The following is a 15194-nucleotide window of genomic DNA, read 5'->3' on the forward strand; positions in this document are numbered from 1 at the left end:
GTCAGATCGTCGATCAGCCGTTCGGCGATCTCGACCTTCTTCTCAGGGGTACGGGCCTGGCCCTCCTCGTCGATGGTCAGCGCGATCAGCGCGGCGCCGTGCTCCCGCGCCAGCCGGGTGACCTTCGCGAACCGCGACTCGGGTCCGTCACCGTCCTCGTAGTTGACCGAGTTGATGACCGCCCGCCCGCCGAGCTTCTCCAGACCCGCCCGCAGGACCTCCACCTCCGTGGAGTCCAGCACGATCGGCAGCGTGGACGCCGTGGCGAAACGCCCGGCCAGCTCCGCCATGTCGGCCACACCGTCACGCCCGACATAGTCCACACACAGATCCAGCATGTGAGCGCCCTCACGGATCTGCTCACGGGCCGTCTCCACACAGTCTTCCCAGCGGCCCTCCAGCATGGCCTCGCGGAACTTCTTCGAACCGTTGGCGTTGGTCCGCTCACCGATCGCCAGATACGCGGTGTCCTGACGGAAGGAAACCGTCTGGTACAGGGAAGCCGCACCCGGCTCCGGACTCGGCCGACGCTCGGCCGGCGTGAGCTCACGGACCCGCTCCACCACCTGACGCAGATGCTCCGGCGTCGTACCGCAACACCCACCGATCAGGGACAGGCCGTAGTCCCGGACGAAACCCTCCTGCGCATCGGCCAGTTCGGAGGCGGTCAGCGGGTAGTGGGCCCCGTCCTTGGTGAGGACCGGCAGGCCCGCGTTCGGCATACAGGACAAGTGGATGCGGGAGTGGCGGGCCAGGTAGCGCAGGTGCTCGCTCATCTCGGCGGGGCCGGTGGCGCAGTTCAGGCCGATCATGTCGATACCGAGCGGCTCCAGCGCGGTGAGGGCCGCGCCGATCTCCGAGCCGAGCAGCATCGTGCCGGTCGCCTCGACGGTCACCGACACGATCAGCGGCAGGTCGAGCCCGGTGCTGTCCAGGGCACGGCGGGCGCCGATCACGGCGGCCTTGGTCTGCAGCAGGTCCTGGGTGGTCTCCACCAACAGCGCGTCCGCGCCACCCGCGATCATGCCCTCGGCGTTCTGCTGGTAGGCGTCGCGCAGCGTGGTGTACGGGGCATGGCCGAGGGTCGGCAGCTTGGTGCCGGGCCCCATGGAGCCCAGGACCCAACGCTGCTGCCCCGTGTTCACCGTGAACTCGTCGGCGACCTCCCGGGCGATCCGCGCCCCCGCCTCGGACAGTTCGTGCACGCGGCCGGCGATGTCGTACTCACCCAGCGCGGCGTGGTTGGCGCCGAACGTGTTGGTCTCCACGCAGTCCACACCCACCGCGAAATAGGCCTCGTGGACCGAGCGCACGATGTCCGGGCGGGTGACGTTGAGGATCTCGTTGCAGCCCTCCAGCTGCTGGAAGTCCTCCAGCGTCGGATCCTGCGCCTGAAGCATCGTGCCCATGGCTCCGTCGGCCACCACGCAACGGCTCGCCAGAGCCGCACGGAGTGCCGTGATCCGCTCCTTCGTCACGACAACTCCCGCAGGTGGGCGAGGAGATGTGCGGCGCATCCGACTCCGTAGGTCGTCCTCAGACGCGCCATCAGCGGCTCCCGCTGGAGGCGGTACTCCTGCGTTCCGACGTAGTCGAGGACGGTGGCCGCCAGGACACAGCCGAGTTGGGCCGCGCACTTCTCGGGTACGCCCCAGGCGACACCGGCCAGGAAGCCGGCCCGGAAGGCGTCACCGACGCCGGTGGGGTCCACCACGCCGGGCACCTCGACCGCGGGCACCGCCAGGACGCGACTGCCGTCCCGGTGGATCAGCACCCCCTTCTTGCCTCGGGTGACGACCCAGCAGCCCACCCGGCGCAGGATCTCCGCGTCCGTCAGTCCGGTCCGCTCCTGGAGAAGCGCGGCCTCGTACTCGTTGGTGAACAGCCAGCGGGCTCCGTCGACGAGGTCGAGCACCTGGTCCCTGGTGAGACTGGCCAGCTGCTGGGAGGGGTCCGCGGCGAAGGGTATGCCGAGCGAGCGGCAGGCTCGTGTGTGCCTGAGCATCGCCTCGGGGTCGTCGGGCGAGACCATGACCAGGCCGAGCCGGCCCACTCGTTCGAGGACCGGGGCGAGGTCGATGGTGCGAGCCTCGGACATGGCCCCGGCGTAGAACGTCGCGATCTGGTTCTGCATCCGGTCCGTGGTGCAGACGAACCGTGCCGTGTGCAGACCCTGGCGGACGAGCACGGAGTCGGTGTCGACTCCGTGCTCCTTGAGCCAGACGCGGTACGGCTCGAAGTCGCCGCCGACCGCGCCGACCAGCACCGGCCGCAGGCCGAGTTGTCCCAGGCCGAAGGAGATGTTCGCTGCCACACCGCCGCGTCGTATTTCCAGCCGGTCGGCGAGGAACGACAGCGAGACCCGGTCCAGGCGGTCGGCCAGGAGATGGTCCGTGAAACTCCCGGAGAAGGACATCAGATGGTCGGTGGCGATCGAGCCTGTGACAGCGATCTGCATCTCAGCCCCCTACTGCGTTGAGCAGTGCGTCGGCGCGATCGGTCCGCTCCCAGGTGAAGTCGGGCAGTTCGCGGCCGAAGTGGCCGTAGGCCGCCGTCTGCGCGTAGACCGGCCGCAGCAGGTCCAGGTCCCGCACGATGGCGGCCGGGCGCAGGTCGAAGACCTCGGTGACCGCCTGCTGGATCCGCTCCACCGGGACGGTCTCGGTGCCGAACGTCTCCACGAACAGGCCCACCGGAGCGGCCTTGCCGATGGCGTACGCGACCTGCACCTCGCACCGTGCGGCCAGCCCGGCCGCCACCACGTTCTTGGCGACCCAGCGCATGGCGTACGCCGCCGAGCGGTCCACCTTCGACGGGTCCTTGCCGGAGAACGCGCCACCACCATGGCGGGCCATGCCACCGTACGTGTCGATGATGATCTTGCGGCCGGTGAGGCCGGCGTCGCCCATCGGACCGCCGATCTCGAACCGGCCGGTGGGGTTGACCAGCAGCCGGTGCCCGTCGCTCTCCAGGCCGATTCCCTGCTCGGCGAGTGCCTTGAGTTCCGGATCGACCACGTACTCCCGGATGTCCGGTGCCAGGAGACCGTCCAGGCTGATGTCGGCGGCGTGCTGTGAGGAGACGACCACGGTGTCCAGGCGCACGGGCCGGTCTCCGTCGTACTCGATGGTGACCTGAGTCTTGCCGTCGGGCCGCAGATAGGGGCAGGTGCCGTTCTTCCGGACGTCCGCCAGGCGGCGGGCCAGCCGGTGTGCCAGAAAGATCGGCAGGGGCATGAGCTCGGGGGTGTCGTTGCAGGCGTACCCGAACATCAGCCCTTGGTCGCCGGCGCCCTGCCGGTCGAGGTCGTCGCCGTCCTTGCCCGCCGTGTCCACGCCCCGTGCGATGTCGGGCGACTGGGCGCCGATCGAGACGGAGACGCCGCAGGACGCGCCGTCGAATCCCTTGGCCGAGGAGTCGTATCCGATGCCGAGGATCGTGTCGCGCACCAGTTGGGCGATCGGGGCGTACGCGCGGGTGGTGACCTCGCCCGCCACGTGTACCTGGCCCGTGGTGATCAGGGTTTCCACGGCCACCCGCGAGGCGGGATCCTGCGCCAGGAGGGTGTCCAGGATCGTGTCGCTGATCTGATCGGCGATCTTGTCGGGGTGCCCCTCGGTGACGGACTCGGAGGTGAAGAGCCGCCGGACCATGTCACTTCACCTCCGCACAGAAGAAGTGGGTCTCGATGGCGTCGAGGGTGCGGATGGCGTCGACCTCGAGGGTCTCCATCTCGATGGTCTGCCCGCTGAGCTGTTCGAGCAGGAAGACGAACTCGACGAAGGAGAGCGAGTCGATCAGCCGGTTCTCGATCAGGTCGAGGTCCCGCGGGACGTCCTCGCGGTCAGAGTGGCGCTTGAGGATCCAGTCCTTGACCTGCTGCAGAGGGGAGTCGGCCATGAGAGTACTCCTTGGTCTTGAGGTGCTGTGATGGATGTGCTGCAGGGGCTTCGGCAGGTGTTTCACGCTCGGGGATGGGCGGATCTGATTCACGCTCGGGGGCGGGCGGATCTGTTTCACCCTCAGGGGCGGGCGGATCTGTTGCACCCTCAGGGGCGGGCGGATCTGTTGCACGCTCGGGGGCGGGCGGATCGCCGAGGATGGGAGCGGCCACGGCCACCGCGTAGTCCACGTCGTGACTGATGCTCACGGTGATGTCGGTGATGCCGGATTCGGCGGCCATCTCGGCCGCGCGACGGTGCAGCTCGACCAGTGGCCAGCCGCCGTCCGACCGGCGCACCACGATGTCCCGCCACGGCAGGAAGCGCCCCTGGACACGCAGGGTCTTGAAGGCCGCTTCCTTGGCCGCGATCCGCCCGCACAGGCTGAGCAGGTCGAGGCCCTGGGAGGTTCCGCAGTCGGCCAGTTCGCCTGGATCGAGCATCCGACCGAAGAATTCCTCGCCGTACTCGGTGAGCAGTCGGTGGACGCGTTTGACGGACACGATGTCCATGCCGAGGTTCGCCCACCCCAGGCCGCCCGCGGCGGTGGGACGGGCCGGCACGTCAGACCACCGGCCCGGCCGCGGCCAGACTGCCCGCAGCCGTGCGAACCGCGTCGTTCGCTGCGGCCCAGCTGCCGTGGCGTCGGGTCAGGGCGGACAGCCAGCGTTCGAGCCCGAAGGCGACGCAGCTGGTGAAGGCGGGGCCGCCGGTGCCGCCCAGCGTGATGGAGCAACGGTCACCGAAGAAGTTGCGGTGGGTGTTGACCGAGGCGATCGCCAGGTCCTCGTAGAGGAACTCGTGCTTGACCGGGGTCAGCCGTTGCAGAACAGCCTTGGAGCCGCCCTTGTCGAAGAAGGGGTCGCTGGCGGCTTCCTTGCGCAGCGGCAGGTCCAGCGCTTCGGCGAACGCGGTGATGCGCTCGGTGAAGGCGCACAGATGGCTCTCGGCGTGTTCGCGGCTGCCGATCGCCACGATCTCCCGCATACGGAAGCCCAGTTGCCGGCGCAGGCCCTCGTAGCGGTTCTCCTTGCGGAAGCACCAGCCGACGACCGTGACGAGTGTGTTCTCGGCGATCTCACTCCCCTCGTGGTCGAGGTAGACGGCATAGCAGGAGGCGGAGGGAAGGCCGTACTCGGCGGGCTGGAGGGCGTTGCAGGGGAAGCAGCCGGTGTCGGCACAGAACTCGCCGCGTCGGTCGACTTCGATGGGAGTGGCGACGACGGCCTGGTGCGGGAAGTTCTCGTAGTAGTCGAGCCGCTTGAGGTCGACGGCCGGCAGCAGCGGGGGCATGGTCATGGAGCGGGCCCCGGCGGCGGCGCCCCAGCTTTCGAAGGTGTCGTCCAGCAGCCGCAGCAGGGCCGTACCCTCGGGTCCGAGGGACGGGAGACCGCGCGATTCCCGTGTGGAACATCGCTCTTGGGCAAGGGTGTCGTGGGACATGAGATGCCACCTTTCGGTTCAGATGACCGGCAGGGTGTCGTCGGAGAAGATCCCGGTCTTGAGGAAGAAGGCGAGCGGCTTGCGGATGGCCCTGCGCTCGTGCTCGCGGCGGCTCTCGTCGGCGATGAGGGCGTTCCGCAGCGCGAGCGGGTCGGCGATACCGGCGTCGCGGTAGACGTGCGGGTTGTACAGGGAGTTGACGCTGAAGACGACGTAGCGCTTCAGGTACGACTCCACCTCGCGGACTCGTTCACCGCTCACCGCTGTGCACATACGGGCGAACAGCAGGGAGACGAGTTCGCGTCCGAAGGCGATGTGCCGGGACTCGTCCTGGTGGTGGATGCGGTTGACGTGCCGGATGGTGTCGCAGAGCGACGCGTCCTGGGCCATCCGGGAGTTGTAGTGGTCGACCAGCTCCTCGAAGAACAGGATGCGGGCGAAGACCAGGAAGTTCTCGATCTCCGGCTCCCAGGCGGAGTCGGCCCGCATGGCCGTGGAGGCGTAGATCTTCTGGCCGTAGCGGCGACAGAACTCGGCGAAGAACCACATGTGTTCGTTCTCTTCGCCGATGAAGTGGTGGAAGAAGTCGGACGGCACCTCGAAGCCGGGCATGTGGATGCGGCCCACGACCTCGATGAGCAGTTCGCGGATGCCGTGCACGTTGAGGCTGTAGAAGTTGATCGACTCCCACTTGGACAGCCTGTGCAGGGTGTCCTCACCCAACGCGTCGAGGTGGGGGGTGCCGTAGGGGGTGAGCAACTCGGGGGTCATCCACAGACGGTTGTCCTCGAGCTTCTCGGGCCAGTCGAACTGCTGGTACGGGTTGTAGTAGTCCTCGATGGACTTCTCGCTGAGCCGGCCGAGGACTTCCAGGAAACGGTCGGTGACGGGCAGCGCCGTGGCGGCCATGGTTCTCTCCTGTCGGGTACGCGATACGCGGTGCGGGGTTCGCGGTGCGCGACGATGCATGGTTGCTCGCGCGACACGGGTTGCGCCGCGCGTCAGGGCCTGACTTCGTACACGGCGTTGACCGGGGTCTCGGTCGCGCGCCGGAAGCGGGTGAAGCCGGCGTCCTCGGCGATGGCCCGGAACGCCTTCTCCCCGGAGTGGTTGCCGAGGGCCTTCGGTCCGCGCTGGGCCACGGCGACGGGCAGACACATCACGGCGGACAGGGCCATGAACATGTGGGCGGCCGGAGTACGGGTGTCGATGTCCGCGGGCGAGACATTGGACTCGACGAGCATCCATGTGCCGTCCGTGTCCAGGGACTTGTGAACGTGCTGTGCGGCGGTGACCGGATCGCCCATGTCGTGCAGGCAGTTGAAGAAGGTCACCAGGTCGTACCCGGCGCCCGGGTAGTCGTCGGCGGAGGCGGTGTCGAAGACGACCCGGCCGGACAGGCCCTCGTCCTCGGCGAGCTGCCGGGCGATACCGATGGCCTCCTCCGAGTAGTCGAAGCCGTACACCTTGGCGTTGGGGAAGGCCTGGGCGATGAGCCGGGTGGTGTCACCGACGCCGCACCCCACGTCGGCGACGCTTCCGCCGTTGGCCAGCTTGTCGGTGATCCCGTGCAGGGAGGGCAGCCAGTCGGGCAGGAGCCGGTGCTGGTAGGTGGGCCGGAAGAAGCTGCCCATGCCGGTGTCGAGGGCCGGATCGTGCTCGGCCCATCCGACGCCGTCACCGGTGCGGTAGGCCTCGGTGAGCAGATCCTCGGTGGCGTAGAGGGCCTTGAGCGCCGTGAAGAATCCGGCGGCGAAGGTCGGCGCGCTCGGGTCGGCGAGCACCGCGATGTGCGCGGCGGGCAGCGTGTACTTGTCCGACGACGGGTGGCGCTCGACGTAGCCGGCGCTCAGCTGGGCGTGCAGCCACTCCTCCGCATAGCGCACGGTGATGCCGGCGCGCTCAGCGAGCTCAGCGGGGGTCAGCGGCCCGTGCTCGGCCAGCGTCCGGTACAACCCCAGCCGCTCACCGAGGGAGACGGTCAGGCCGCGGACCGCGGCCGCGGCGTCACCGATGATGCGCTGGTGGAAGGCCGTGGCCGGGTCGACGGTGGCTTCGGTGCCGAGGGCCTCGTCGGTCATGCTGATACCTCGTCTCGAACCGCGGTGAACAGAAAGGACCGCGGCACACGGGGAGCCTCCCGCGGCGCCACGGGGTAGGGCCAGCGGCCGAAGTGGGCACCCTCCTCGCCGGGCTGGCGGACCTCGCGGACCGTCCAGCCGCACGAGGTCAGCAGCAGCTCGGGCTCCTCGGTGCCGAAGAGCCAGGGATTGCCGTCCTCCGCGAGGGCCCGCATGAACGACCGGGAGAGCGGGTTCTTCAGGGCCGCCTCGCTGATGACGTCTCCGAGGAAGACCGAGCCCGGCGCACTGTTCTGCCAGAGGGTGGTGATCAGGGTGCGTACGGCGTCTTCGGGGAGGAAGAACAGCAGTCCCTCCACGATCCACAGCGTGGGCTGCTCGGAGCGCCAGCCCGAGTCCTTGAGCTGCCCGGTCCAGTCCTGGGTCAGGTCGACCGCGACGGTACGGCGCTCGCGACCCGCGGGCGCCGGCTCGTCGGCCAGCAGTTCCGCCTTGGCGTCGAGCAGGGCGGGCCGGTCCAGTTCGTAGACGGTGACGCCGTCCGGCCAGTCGAGCCGGTAGTAGCGGGTGTCCATGCCGGCCGCGAGGAACACGACCTGGCGCAGCCCCCGCTCCTGGACGGCGTGCCCGATGGCCCGGTCCAGGTAGGTGGTGCGGATGGCGAGGAACGGCACGGTGCCTGCGCCCGCGTACCGTTCGAGCAGTTCGAAGCCGATGGTGTCGGCGACGGTGCGCGCGTAGGGATCGGCGAACAGCCGGTCCTCGCGTTCGGTTTCCAGTGCCCGCGCGGCGGCGGTCCACTGGGCGGTGCGGGATACGGCCTCCACAGGAGGTCCCCCTTCGGGAAGCGCTTCAGAAGTCGGAGTGCTGTGCGTCAGGTAGGACGGCCGTGCTCAGCGTGTTCGCCCACAAGCGACCGGGTCCTCCGCCGCGGGCATCGACACGGGGGATGCGGCGGAGGCGGCAGTGGGACGCCGCCGGAAGATGCTGTGCAGGATCATGCTGAACACGACCGTCCCGTCAGGGGCCACCAGTTCGCAGCGGGGCTGCACGATTCCGGTGGTGGGGCTCATGAGCGAGGGGCGCGAACCGAGGATTTCGATCCGCGCGGTGAGTGTGTCTCCCGGGCGCACCGGCCGGTGGTAGCGGACCTCGTCGATGCCGGGTGAGCCGACGCAGTCGCTGTAGGAGAGAAGGCCGTCCACGTACCGACGCATGAAGAGCGCCGAGGTGTGGAAGCCGCTGGCGATCAGACCGCCGAAGGGCGACTGCTTCGCACGCTCGGGATCGGTGTGGAAGGTCTGCGGGTCGTAGCGCCTCCCGAACTCCAGCACCTCCTCCTCGGTCACGGTAACGGTGCCCAGTACATGCACGTCACCGGCACGGAAGTCCTCGAAGTAACGCATGGCGCCCCCCTGTTGAGCCAGAAAGGTTTCTCTGAACCACTCCAATCTACGAATCAACCATTTATTTTGTCAATCCAAATCTACGACTTGAGTGCCTGCTCCACGTCACTCCACAGGTCCTCCGGGTGCTCGATGCCCACGGACATCCGCACGGTCCCCGGACCTATGCCGGCTGCGGCCAGGGCCGCTTCGTCCAGCTCCCGGTGCGAGGTCGACGCAGGATGGGCCACCAACGTCTCGACTCCGCCCAGGGACAGGGCGAGTCGAGCGAGCCGCACGCCTTCGATGAACGCGCGCCCCGCTTCCCGGCCGCCTGCGAGATCGAACGAGACCATGCCTCCGCCGCCGGAGAGCACTGTGCGCGCCAGGCCGTACGTCGGGTGGCCCGGGAGCCATGGCCAGTGCACCGCTGTCACCCCCGGGTACGCGACGAGCCGGCCGGCGAGCAGTTCGGCGCCCGCACAGTGCTGGCGCATCCTGAGCGGCAGCGTCTGGACTCCCCGGAGGGTCAACCAGGCGGCGAACGGATCGGCACAGGAACCGAGTTCGACGGCACGCGGCCACACCCGGTCACGCACACCCTCATCGGCGAAGACGGCCACTCCCCCCAGGACGTCGGAATGCCCCGAGAGGTACTTGGTGGTCGAGTGCACCACCACATCGGCCCCGTGTTCGATGGGGCGGCACAGCACGGGCGAGGCCAGCGAGTTGTCCACCACGCTCACCACCCCGTGCTGCCGCGCCACCGCCGTGAGCCCCGCGAGGTCGGGCACCCGGCCGGTGGGATTCGCGATCGTCTCGAGATGCAGCAGGCGCGTCGTCGGCCGTACGAGCCGTTCGAACTCGGAGGCGTCGTCACCGGCCACGTACTCGACCACGACGCCGTACCGATCGACCAGGTCGGAGAGCACGGAGTAGGTGCCGCCGTACAGGCACCGCTGTGCGACCACGTGATCCCCCGGCTTCAGCAGCGCGAAGAGGACGGCGCTGATGGCCCCCATGCCCGAGGCGAACCCGATGGCGGCGGCGCCCCCTTCGAGGCCCGCGAGCGTCCGCTCCAGTGCCCGTACGGTCGGGTTGCCGCGGCGCGAGTACACGTACGGACCATCGGGGCCGGACATGGCTTCCGCGAGCGCGTCCGCGGAGTCGAAGGCGAAGGCCGAGGACTGGACGATGGGCACGCTGAGCGGTCGGCCACCACCCTCCGGGCTGGGCTCGTTCCGCGTATGCACGGCTCTGGTCTGGATATCCATGGCTACGCTCCTGACGAGTGGGCGCTTGGGCGAGGCCCCTGACTGGGCCCTTGTCGGCCCTGCTCGGGCTTGCGGGCTTGTGGGCCCTTCTCTATGACTTCTGCGCCCTGCTGGGCCCTTCTGGGCTCCTCTGGGCTCTTCGAGATCGGGCCCGCTCCTCCGCGTGGGCCCTCGGTCGGCCTCGCTCTCGCGCATCAGAAAGGGCCGCCCCGATGCTGGTTTCCCGGCACTGAACGGCCCTGTTGAGATTCTGCTGGTGCTGGCTGTTGCTGCTTTTGCTGGTTGGTGGTGCTGGCGCTGGTTGTTGGTGCAGGTTGCTCCCTTAGGCGGTGGCCCGCTCTCCGTGAGCGACCTGAGAGTCCTCGGCCTGAGGTGCTGCCGAGGCCTTGTCACCGCGCATCAGGGCCAGCGTCAGCAGGCCACCCAAGGCGGCGATCGCCGCGGCCCAGATGAAGGCCGCGCTGAAGCCGTCCGTCAGCGCCGGCAGGTTGCCCAGCTGACCGGCGCCCTGCGAGGTGGCCACCGCGGTGAGCGCGGCGAGACCCAGCGCCGACCCCACCTGATAGGTGGTGTTGACGATGCCCGACGCCAGACCCGCCTGCTCCTGCGGGGCACCCGACATCGCCGACATCATCGCCGGGATGTACGCCAGCGACATACCGAGCGCGGCGACCAGCGAGGCGGGCAGAACATCGACCGCGAAGGTTCCCGTGGGCTCGACCGCCGACAGCCAGAGCAGACCGGCCGCGAGGACCAGGAGACCGCCACCGATCAGCGGCTTGGCCCCGAACTTGGCCATCAGCTTCGCCGTGATGGCCGTCATGAAGATCATCAGGAGGACGGTCATCGGCAGCAAGGCGGCGCCGGAGGCGAAGGCCCCGTAACCGAGGACCTGCTGGAGGTACAGGTTGAGGAAGTACCACATCGGGATCCACGCGGCACCCAGCAGGGCCATCGCCAGGTTGGCCGAGCCGAGCCGCGGGACGCGCCAGATGCCGAGCGGCATGAGGGGCTCGCGGAGCGTCTTCTGGATCACGAAGAAGAGCAGCAGCAGCGCCGCGGCCCCTGCCAGCTGCAGCACGGTGCCCGTGGAGGTCCATCCGACCTCCGGCGCCCGGACGACCGCGAAGACGGCGAGCGCGAGACCCGCGGTGACCGAAGCCGCTCCCAGCACGTCCACCCCACCACGTCGGCCACCGACGTCCGGCAGCAGCTTGGTGGCGGCGAGAGTCGCGACACCGATCGGGATGTAGATGATGAAGACCCACGGCCAGCTGAGCCACTCGGTGAAGACCCCACCGAGGAAGACACCGGCCGTACCGCCCGCGGGTGCCGCCGCACCGTAGAGGGCCATGGCCTTGCCGAGCTCCTTCGGGTCGTGCATGAAGAGCATCATCAGCAGTGTCATGGCCGAGGGCGCGATCAGTGCCCCTCCGACACCCTGGACGGCGCGGCCGGCGACCTCCACCCAGGCGGTCTGGGCGGCGGCCGCGAGGACCGATCCCGCGATGAGGATCACCCAGCCGGTGCTGAACACCTTGCGTGCGCCGAGCAGATCGGACAGGCGACCGCCGAGCAGCAGTAAGCCGCCGAAGGCGATGACGTAGGCGTTGAACACCCACTGGAGCTCGCCCTGCGAGAAGCCGAGGTCCTGCTGCATCTCGGGGAGCGCCACCCCGATGATCGACGTGTCCATGATCACCATGAACTGAGCAGCGGCAAGCACAACCAGTGCCCACCACCGCCGAGGATTGACGGCCGACATGGCTCCACCCCTTCTCGTCACATACCCCCTCGGGGTACCTTGGAGCTAGAACGTAGCATACCCATGGGGGGTATGTTGAGACCCTGAATCGGCACCGTTCGGGCCCACTTGGGGGAGGTCGGTACGACGACTCCGGCTGCCTGGGTGCGCAGAACTCGTTCACCGGTCGGCCGGTGTCACCCTCGACACTTCGAACTGAGCCCGGACCGGCTCCAGGTTCCTCAGCGTCCCGTCGTCCGCGTTCGGCCAGGACGGCCCGGACGCCCTCCGTCAGTCCCTGGGAGGCCTCAGCCGGATCGAGGAAGTCCGGGAAACATGCCTGGGGGCCGGCACGAATCTCCGTGCCGGCCCCCAGGCCTCTGTATGCGGGCGCGAGGTGACCTCGTGTCCACGTGGCCGACGGGTCAGGGCTTGCGGCCCACTCCGCAGTACGCGTCGACCGCGGTACGGGCGGTCGCGTCGCCGGAGTCGGGGCGCCACTCGGTCACCTGGACGATGCCGGGCTCCACCAGGTCCAGGCCGTCGAAGAACCCGGCGATCTCCTCGACGCCGCGCACGTAGTACGGCACGGCGCCGCTCGCGTTGTACGCCTCGGACGCGGCGATCATCCCCTGGCTGGTGGCGGTGCTGTCGCTGATCACCAGGTGACTGCCCGGCGGAAGGCCGTCCACGAGCCGGCGCACCAGTGCGCGCGCCTGGTCGTACTCGGCGACGTGACCGAGGGTGTTGAGGATCATCAGGGCGATCGGCCGGGAGAAGTCGAGGGTGGCGGCGGCTGCTTCGAGGACGGACTCGGGCTCGTAGAGGTCGGCGTCCAGGTAGGCGGTCCTGCCCTGCTTGGTGCTGGTCAGCAGGGCGTTGGCGTGGGCCAGCACGATGGGGTCGTTGTCGACGTACACGATCCGCGCGTCCGGGGCGACGCGCTGGGCCACTTCGTGGGTGTTGTCGGCGGTCGGCAGGCCCGTGCCGATGTCCAGGAACTGCCGGATGCCCTGTTCTCCTGCCAGGTACCGCGCGGCACGCCCCAGGAAGTGCCGGCTCGTGAGCGCCACGTCGACGAGGCCGGGGAAGATCTCCTTGATCTGGTCCCCGATCTCCTGGTCGACCTCGTAGTGGTCCTTGCCTCCGACGAAGTAGTTCCAGAAGCGGGCCGAGTGCGGCTTCGAGGTGTCGATCCGGGCGGACGGCTTCGCACCGACGGTGACCTCGGAGTGGGCGTCCGACACGGCAGGGCCTCCAGTGGCTCGGCGTTGGCGATCAGGGCACCCAATGTAGGTGAACCTGCCGTGTCCAAGGGGAGTTCACGAAAGATCACCGTCACTCACGGTTGAGTTCTGGCCAATTCTGTGAGTGCTGGTCACCGCGCCGACGTACGGACCCGCCCGACCGCCCCCGGGCCCGTACCCGGCTGGGCCACGTGCGTGAGCTGTCCGCGAACGGCCCGCTGAGCAGGCCGGATTCCCTACGATCATCCCGTGGTCACCTTCCTTCTCGAACGCACGGCACCGCTCCCCCTCGACGAGGCGTGGCGCCGCCTCACGGAGTGGCCCCGCCACGGCACGGTGGTGCCCCTGACCCGTGTCACCGTGCTCACTCCCCCGCCGACCCGCGAGGGCACGGTCTTCGTGGCCCGCTCGGGAATCGGCCCGCTCGTCTTCGACGACCGGATGGAGGTCACGGTCTGGCGTCCCCCGACGGACGACGAGGCGGGCTTCGTCCGCCTCGTCAAGCGGGGGCGGGTGATCAGAGGCTGGGCCGAGATCGAGGTACGGCCCGGACCCGGGGGGCGCTCACGCGTTGTCTGGCGGGAGGAACTGGACGTACGCCTTCTCCCCGGTGTCTTCGACCGCCTGCTCGCGGGGGCAGCCCGGCGGGTCTTCGGACGGGCGGCGAACCGCCTTCTCCGACGGCCGTGACGCGGGTCGAGCCGGTTCGTACGCGGCCGTCGAACCGGCTCCTACGCGGGTACGTGTCATACCGAACCCGAGCCCGAACCCGAGCCCGTTCCCAAGCCCGAACCCGTTCCCAAGCCCGTTCCCGAGCCCGTTCCCGAGCCCGTTCCCAAGCCCGTTCCCAAGCCCGTTCCCATCCCGATCCCGATCCCGCTCAGGCCACCGCCCCCGTGCGCCCCGCCGGTTCCGACGTCGGGTCGTGGTGGATCGGGGTGTGGGCCCCCGTCAAAGACACCCCGCTCCCGCCGCGCCGGTCGGCGACGATCTCGGCGGCGATGGAGAGAGCCGTCTCCTCCGGCGTGCGGGCGCCGAGGTCCAGCCCGATCGGGGACCGCAGCCGAGCCAACTCCAGCTCCGTCACGCCGACTTCCCTCAGCCGCTCGATCCGGTCCAGGTGGGTGCGGCGGGAGCCCATCGCGCCCACGTAGGCCACCGGGAGCCGTAGGGCGAGTTTCAGCAGAGGTACGTCGAACTTGGCGTCGTGGGTGAGGACGCACAGGACGGTGCGGGCGTCGACGTCCGTGCGCTCCAGGTACTGGTGGGGCCACTCGACGACGATCTCGTCGGCCTCGGGGAAACGGGCGCGGGTGGCGAACACGGGGCGGGCGTCGCAGACCGTCACGTGGTAGTTCAGGAACGTGCCGATACGGACGAGTGCCGACGCGAAGTCGACCGCGCCGAAGACGATCATCCTGGGCGGAGGGACGGAGGACTCCACGAACACCGTGAGCGGCGAGCCGCAGCGGGAGCCCTGTTCGCCGGTCTCCAGGGTGCCGGTGCGGCCCGCGTCCAGGAAGGCGCCGGCCTCCGCGGCGACCGTGCGGTCAAGTTCGGGATGAGCACCGAATCCGCCGTCGTACGCCCCCTCGGGGTGGACCAGCATCGCGCGGCCCCTCAGCTCCGCGGGGCCGGAGACGATCCGGGCCACCGCGGCCGCCCGTCGGCTCGCGGCGGCCTCCAGAGCTGCCGCGACCACCGGGCGGACCCGGTCGCCCGCCCGGACCGGCGTGACGACGATGTCGATGACGCCGCCGCAGGTCAGGCCGACGGCGAAGGCGTCCTCGTCGCTGTAGCCGAAACGCTCCAGGACCGACTGCCCGTCCCGAAGGGCCTGTTGGCACAGGTCGTAGACCGCGCCCTCCACACAGCCGCCGGAGACCGAGCCGACCGCCGTGCCGTCGGAGTCCACCGCGAGGGCGGCGCCGGGCCGGCGGGGCGCGCTGCCGTCGACGGCCACCACGGTGGCCACGGCGAAGTCACGTCCCTGCTCGACCCACCGGTGCAGTTCGTCGGCGATGTCCAGCATCGGTCCCGGCCTCCTTGGCAGAGAGGTGGTGGAGGGTCCCCGAACGG

Annotated in this window: 15 protein-coding genes; 1 reads left to right on the plus strand and 14 read right to left on the minus strand. The window is 69.3% G+C overall.

Translation table 11 applies throughout. The features are described 5' to 3' along the window. The 13 genes from M2271_RS16310 to M2271_RS16370 form a co-directional block, all read right to left on the minus strand. Positions 1 to 1478 (minus strand): homocysteine S-methyltransferase family protein (locus tag M2271_RS16310; RefSeq protein WP_280887939.1); only part of this gene is annotated, 1478 nt, incomplete at its 3' end. Next, positions 1475 to 2458, minus strand: coding sequence for a carbohydrate kinase family protein (locus tag M2271_RS16315; RefSeq protein WP_280887940.1), 984 nt, complete (start codon positions 2456 to 2458; stop codon positions 1475 to 1477). The genes M2271_RS16315 and M2271_RS16310, both read right to left, overlap by 4 nt. A gap of 1 nt (position 2459) precedes the next feature. Further along, complete coding sequence (metK, locus tag M2271_RS16320; RefSeq protein WP_280887941.1) at positions 2460 to 3653, minus strand: methionine adenosyltransferase; 1194 nt, start codon at positions 3651 to 3653, stop codon at positions 2460 to 2462. Position 3654: 1 nt separating this feature from the next. Continuing rightward, positions 3655 to 3900, minus strand: a complete 246-nt coding sequence (locus M2271_RS16325) for an acyl carrier protein (RefSeq protein WP_280887942.1) — start codon at positions 3898 to 3900, stop codon at positions 3655 to 3657. Beyond that, positions 3845 to 4504, minus strand: a complete 660-nt coding sequence (locus tag M2271_RS16330) for a holo-ACP synthase (RefSeq protein WP_280887943.1) — start codon at positions 4502 to 4504, stop codon at positions 3845 to 3847. The genes M2271_RS16325 and M2271_RS16330 overlap by 56 nt, the downstream gene beginning before the upstream one ends. A gap of 1 nt (position 4505) precedes the next feature. Then, positions 4506 to 5384, minus strand: coding sequence for a hypothetical protein (locus M2271_RS16335; protein WP_280887944.1), 879 nt, complete (start codon positions 5382 to 5384; stop codon positions 4506 to 4508). A gap of 18 nt (positions 5385 to 5402) precedes the next feature. Then, the gene (locus M2271_RS16340) at positions 5403 to 6293 is read right to left on the minus strand and encodes a diiron oxygenase (RefSeq protein WP_280887945.1); all 891 of its coding nucleotides are present in this window, start codon (positions 6291 to 6293) and stop codon (positions 5403 to 5405) included. 92 nt (positions 6294 to 6385) lie between these two features. Further along, positions 6386 to 7465, minus strand: a complete 1080-nt coding sequence (locus tag M2271_RS16345) for a methyltransferase domain-containing protein (RefSeq protein ID WP_280887946.1) — start codon at positions 7463 to 7465, stop codon at positions 6386 to 6388. Beyond that, a complete protein-coding gene (locus M2271_RS16350) occupies positions 7462 to 8292 on the minus strand; it encodes an SAM-dependent methyltransferase (protein ID WP_280887947.1) in 831 nt (276 codons plus the stop codon). The genes M2271_RS16345 and M2271_RS16350 overlap by 4 nt, the downstream gene beginning before the upstream one ends. A 66-nt stretch (positions 8293 to 8358) precedes the next feature. Continuing rightward, positions 8359 to 8871, minus strand: coding sequence for a MaoC family dehydratase (locus M2271_RS16355; protein WP_280887948.1), 513 nt, complete (start codon positions 8869 to 8871; stop codon positions 8359 to 8361). 80 nt (positions 8872 to 8951) lie between these two features. Next, positions 8952 to 10124: an aminotransferase class I/II-fold pyridoxal phosphate-dependent enzyme gene (locus M2271_RS16360; RefSeq protein WP_280887949.1), complete on the minus strand. Its 1173-nt coding sequence runs from the start codon at positions 10122 to 10124 to the stop codon at positions 8952 to 8954. Positions 10125 to 10446: 322 nt separating this feature from the next. Next, the gene (locus M2271_RS16365; protein ID WP_280887950.1) at positions 10447 to 11889 is read right to left on the minus strand and encodes an MFS transporter; all 1443 of its coding nucleotides are present in this window, start codon (positions 11887 to 11889) and stop codon (positions 10447 to 10449) included. Between the two features lie 404 nt (positions 11890 to 12293). Beyond that, complete coding sequence (locus M2271_RS16370; RefSeq protein ID WP_280887951.1) at positions 12294 to 13115, minus strand: SAM-dependent methyltransferase; 822 nt, start codon at positions 13113 to 13115, stop codon at positions 12294 to 12296. Between the two features lie 249 nt (positions 13116 to 13364). Here M2271_RS16370 and M2271_RS16375 point away from each other — a divergent pair, with 249 nt between their 5' ends. After that, positions 13365 to 13805 (plus strand): SRPBCC family protein, encoded by a 441-nt coding sequence (locus tag M2271_RS16375; protein WP_280887952.1) that lies wholly within the window; start codon positions 13365 to 13367, stop codon positions 13803 to 13805. Between the two features lie 190 nt (positions 13806 to 13995). On the opposite strand, the gene M2271_RS16380 is transcribed toward M2271_RS16375, so the two are convergent. Beyond that, positions 13996 to 15147, minus strand: a complete 1152-nt coding sequence (locus tag M2271_RS16380) for an XdhC family protein (RefSeq protein WP_280887953.1) — start codon at positions 15145 to 15147, stop codon at positions 13996 to 13998. Positions 15148 to 15194 lie beyond the last annotated feature (47 nt).

Origin of the sequence: Streptomyces sp. LBL, from assembly GCF_029893585.1 — a bacterium.
GTDB lineage: Bacteria > Actinomycetota > Actinomycetes > Streptomycetales > Streptomycetaceae > Streptomyces.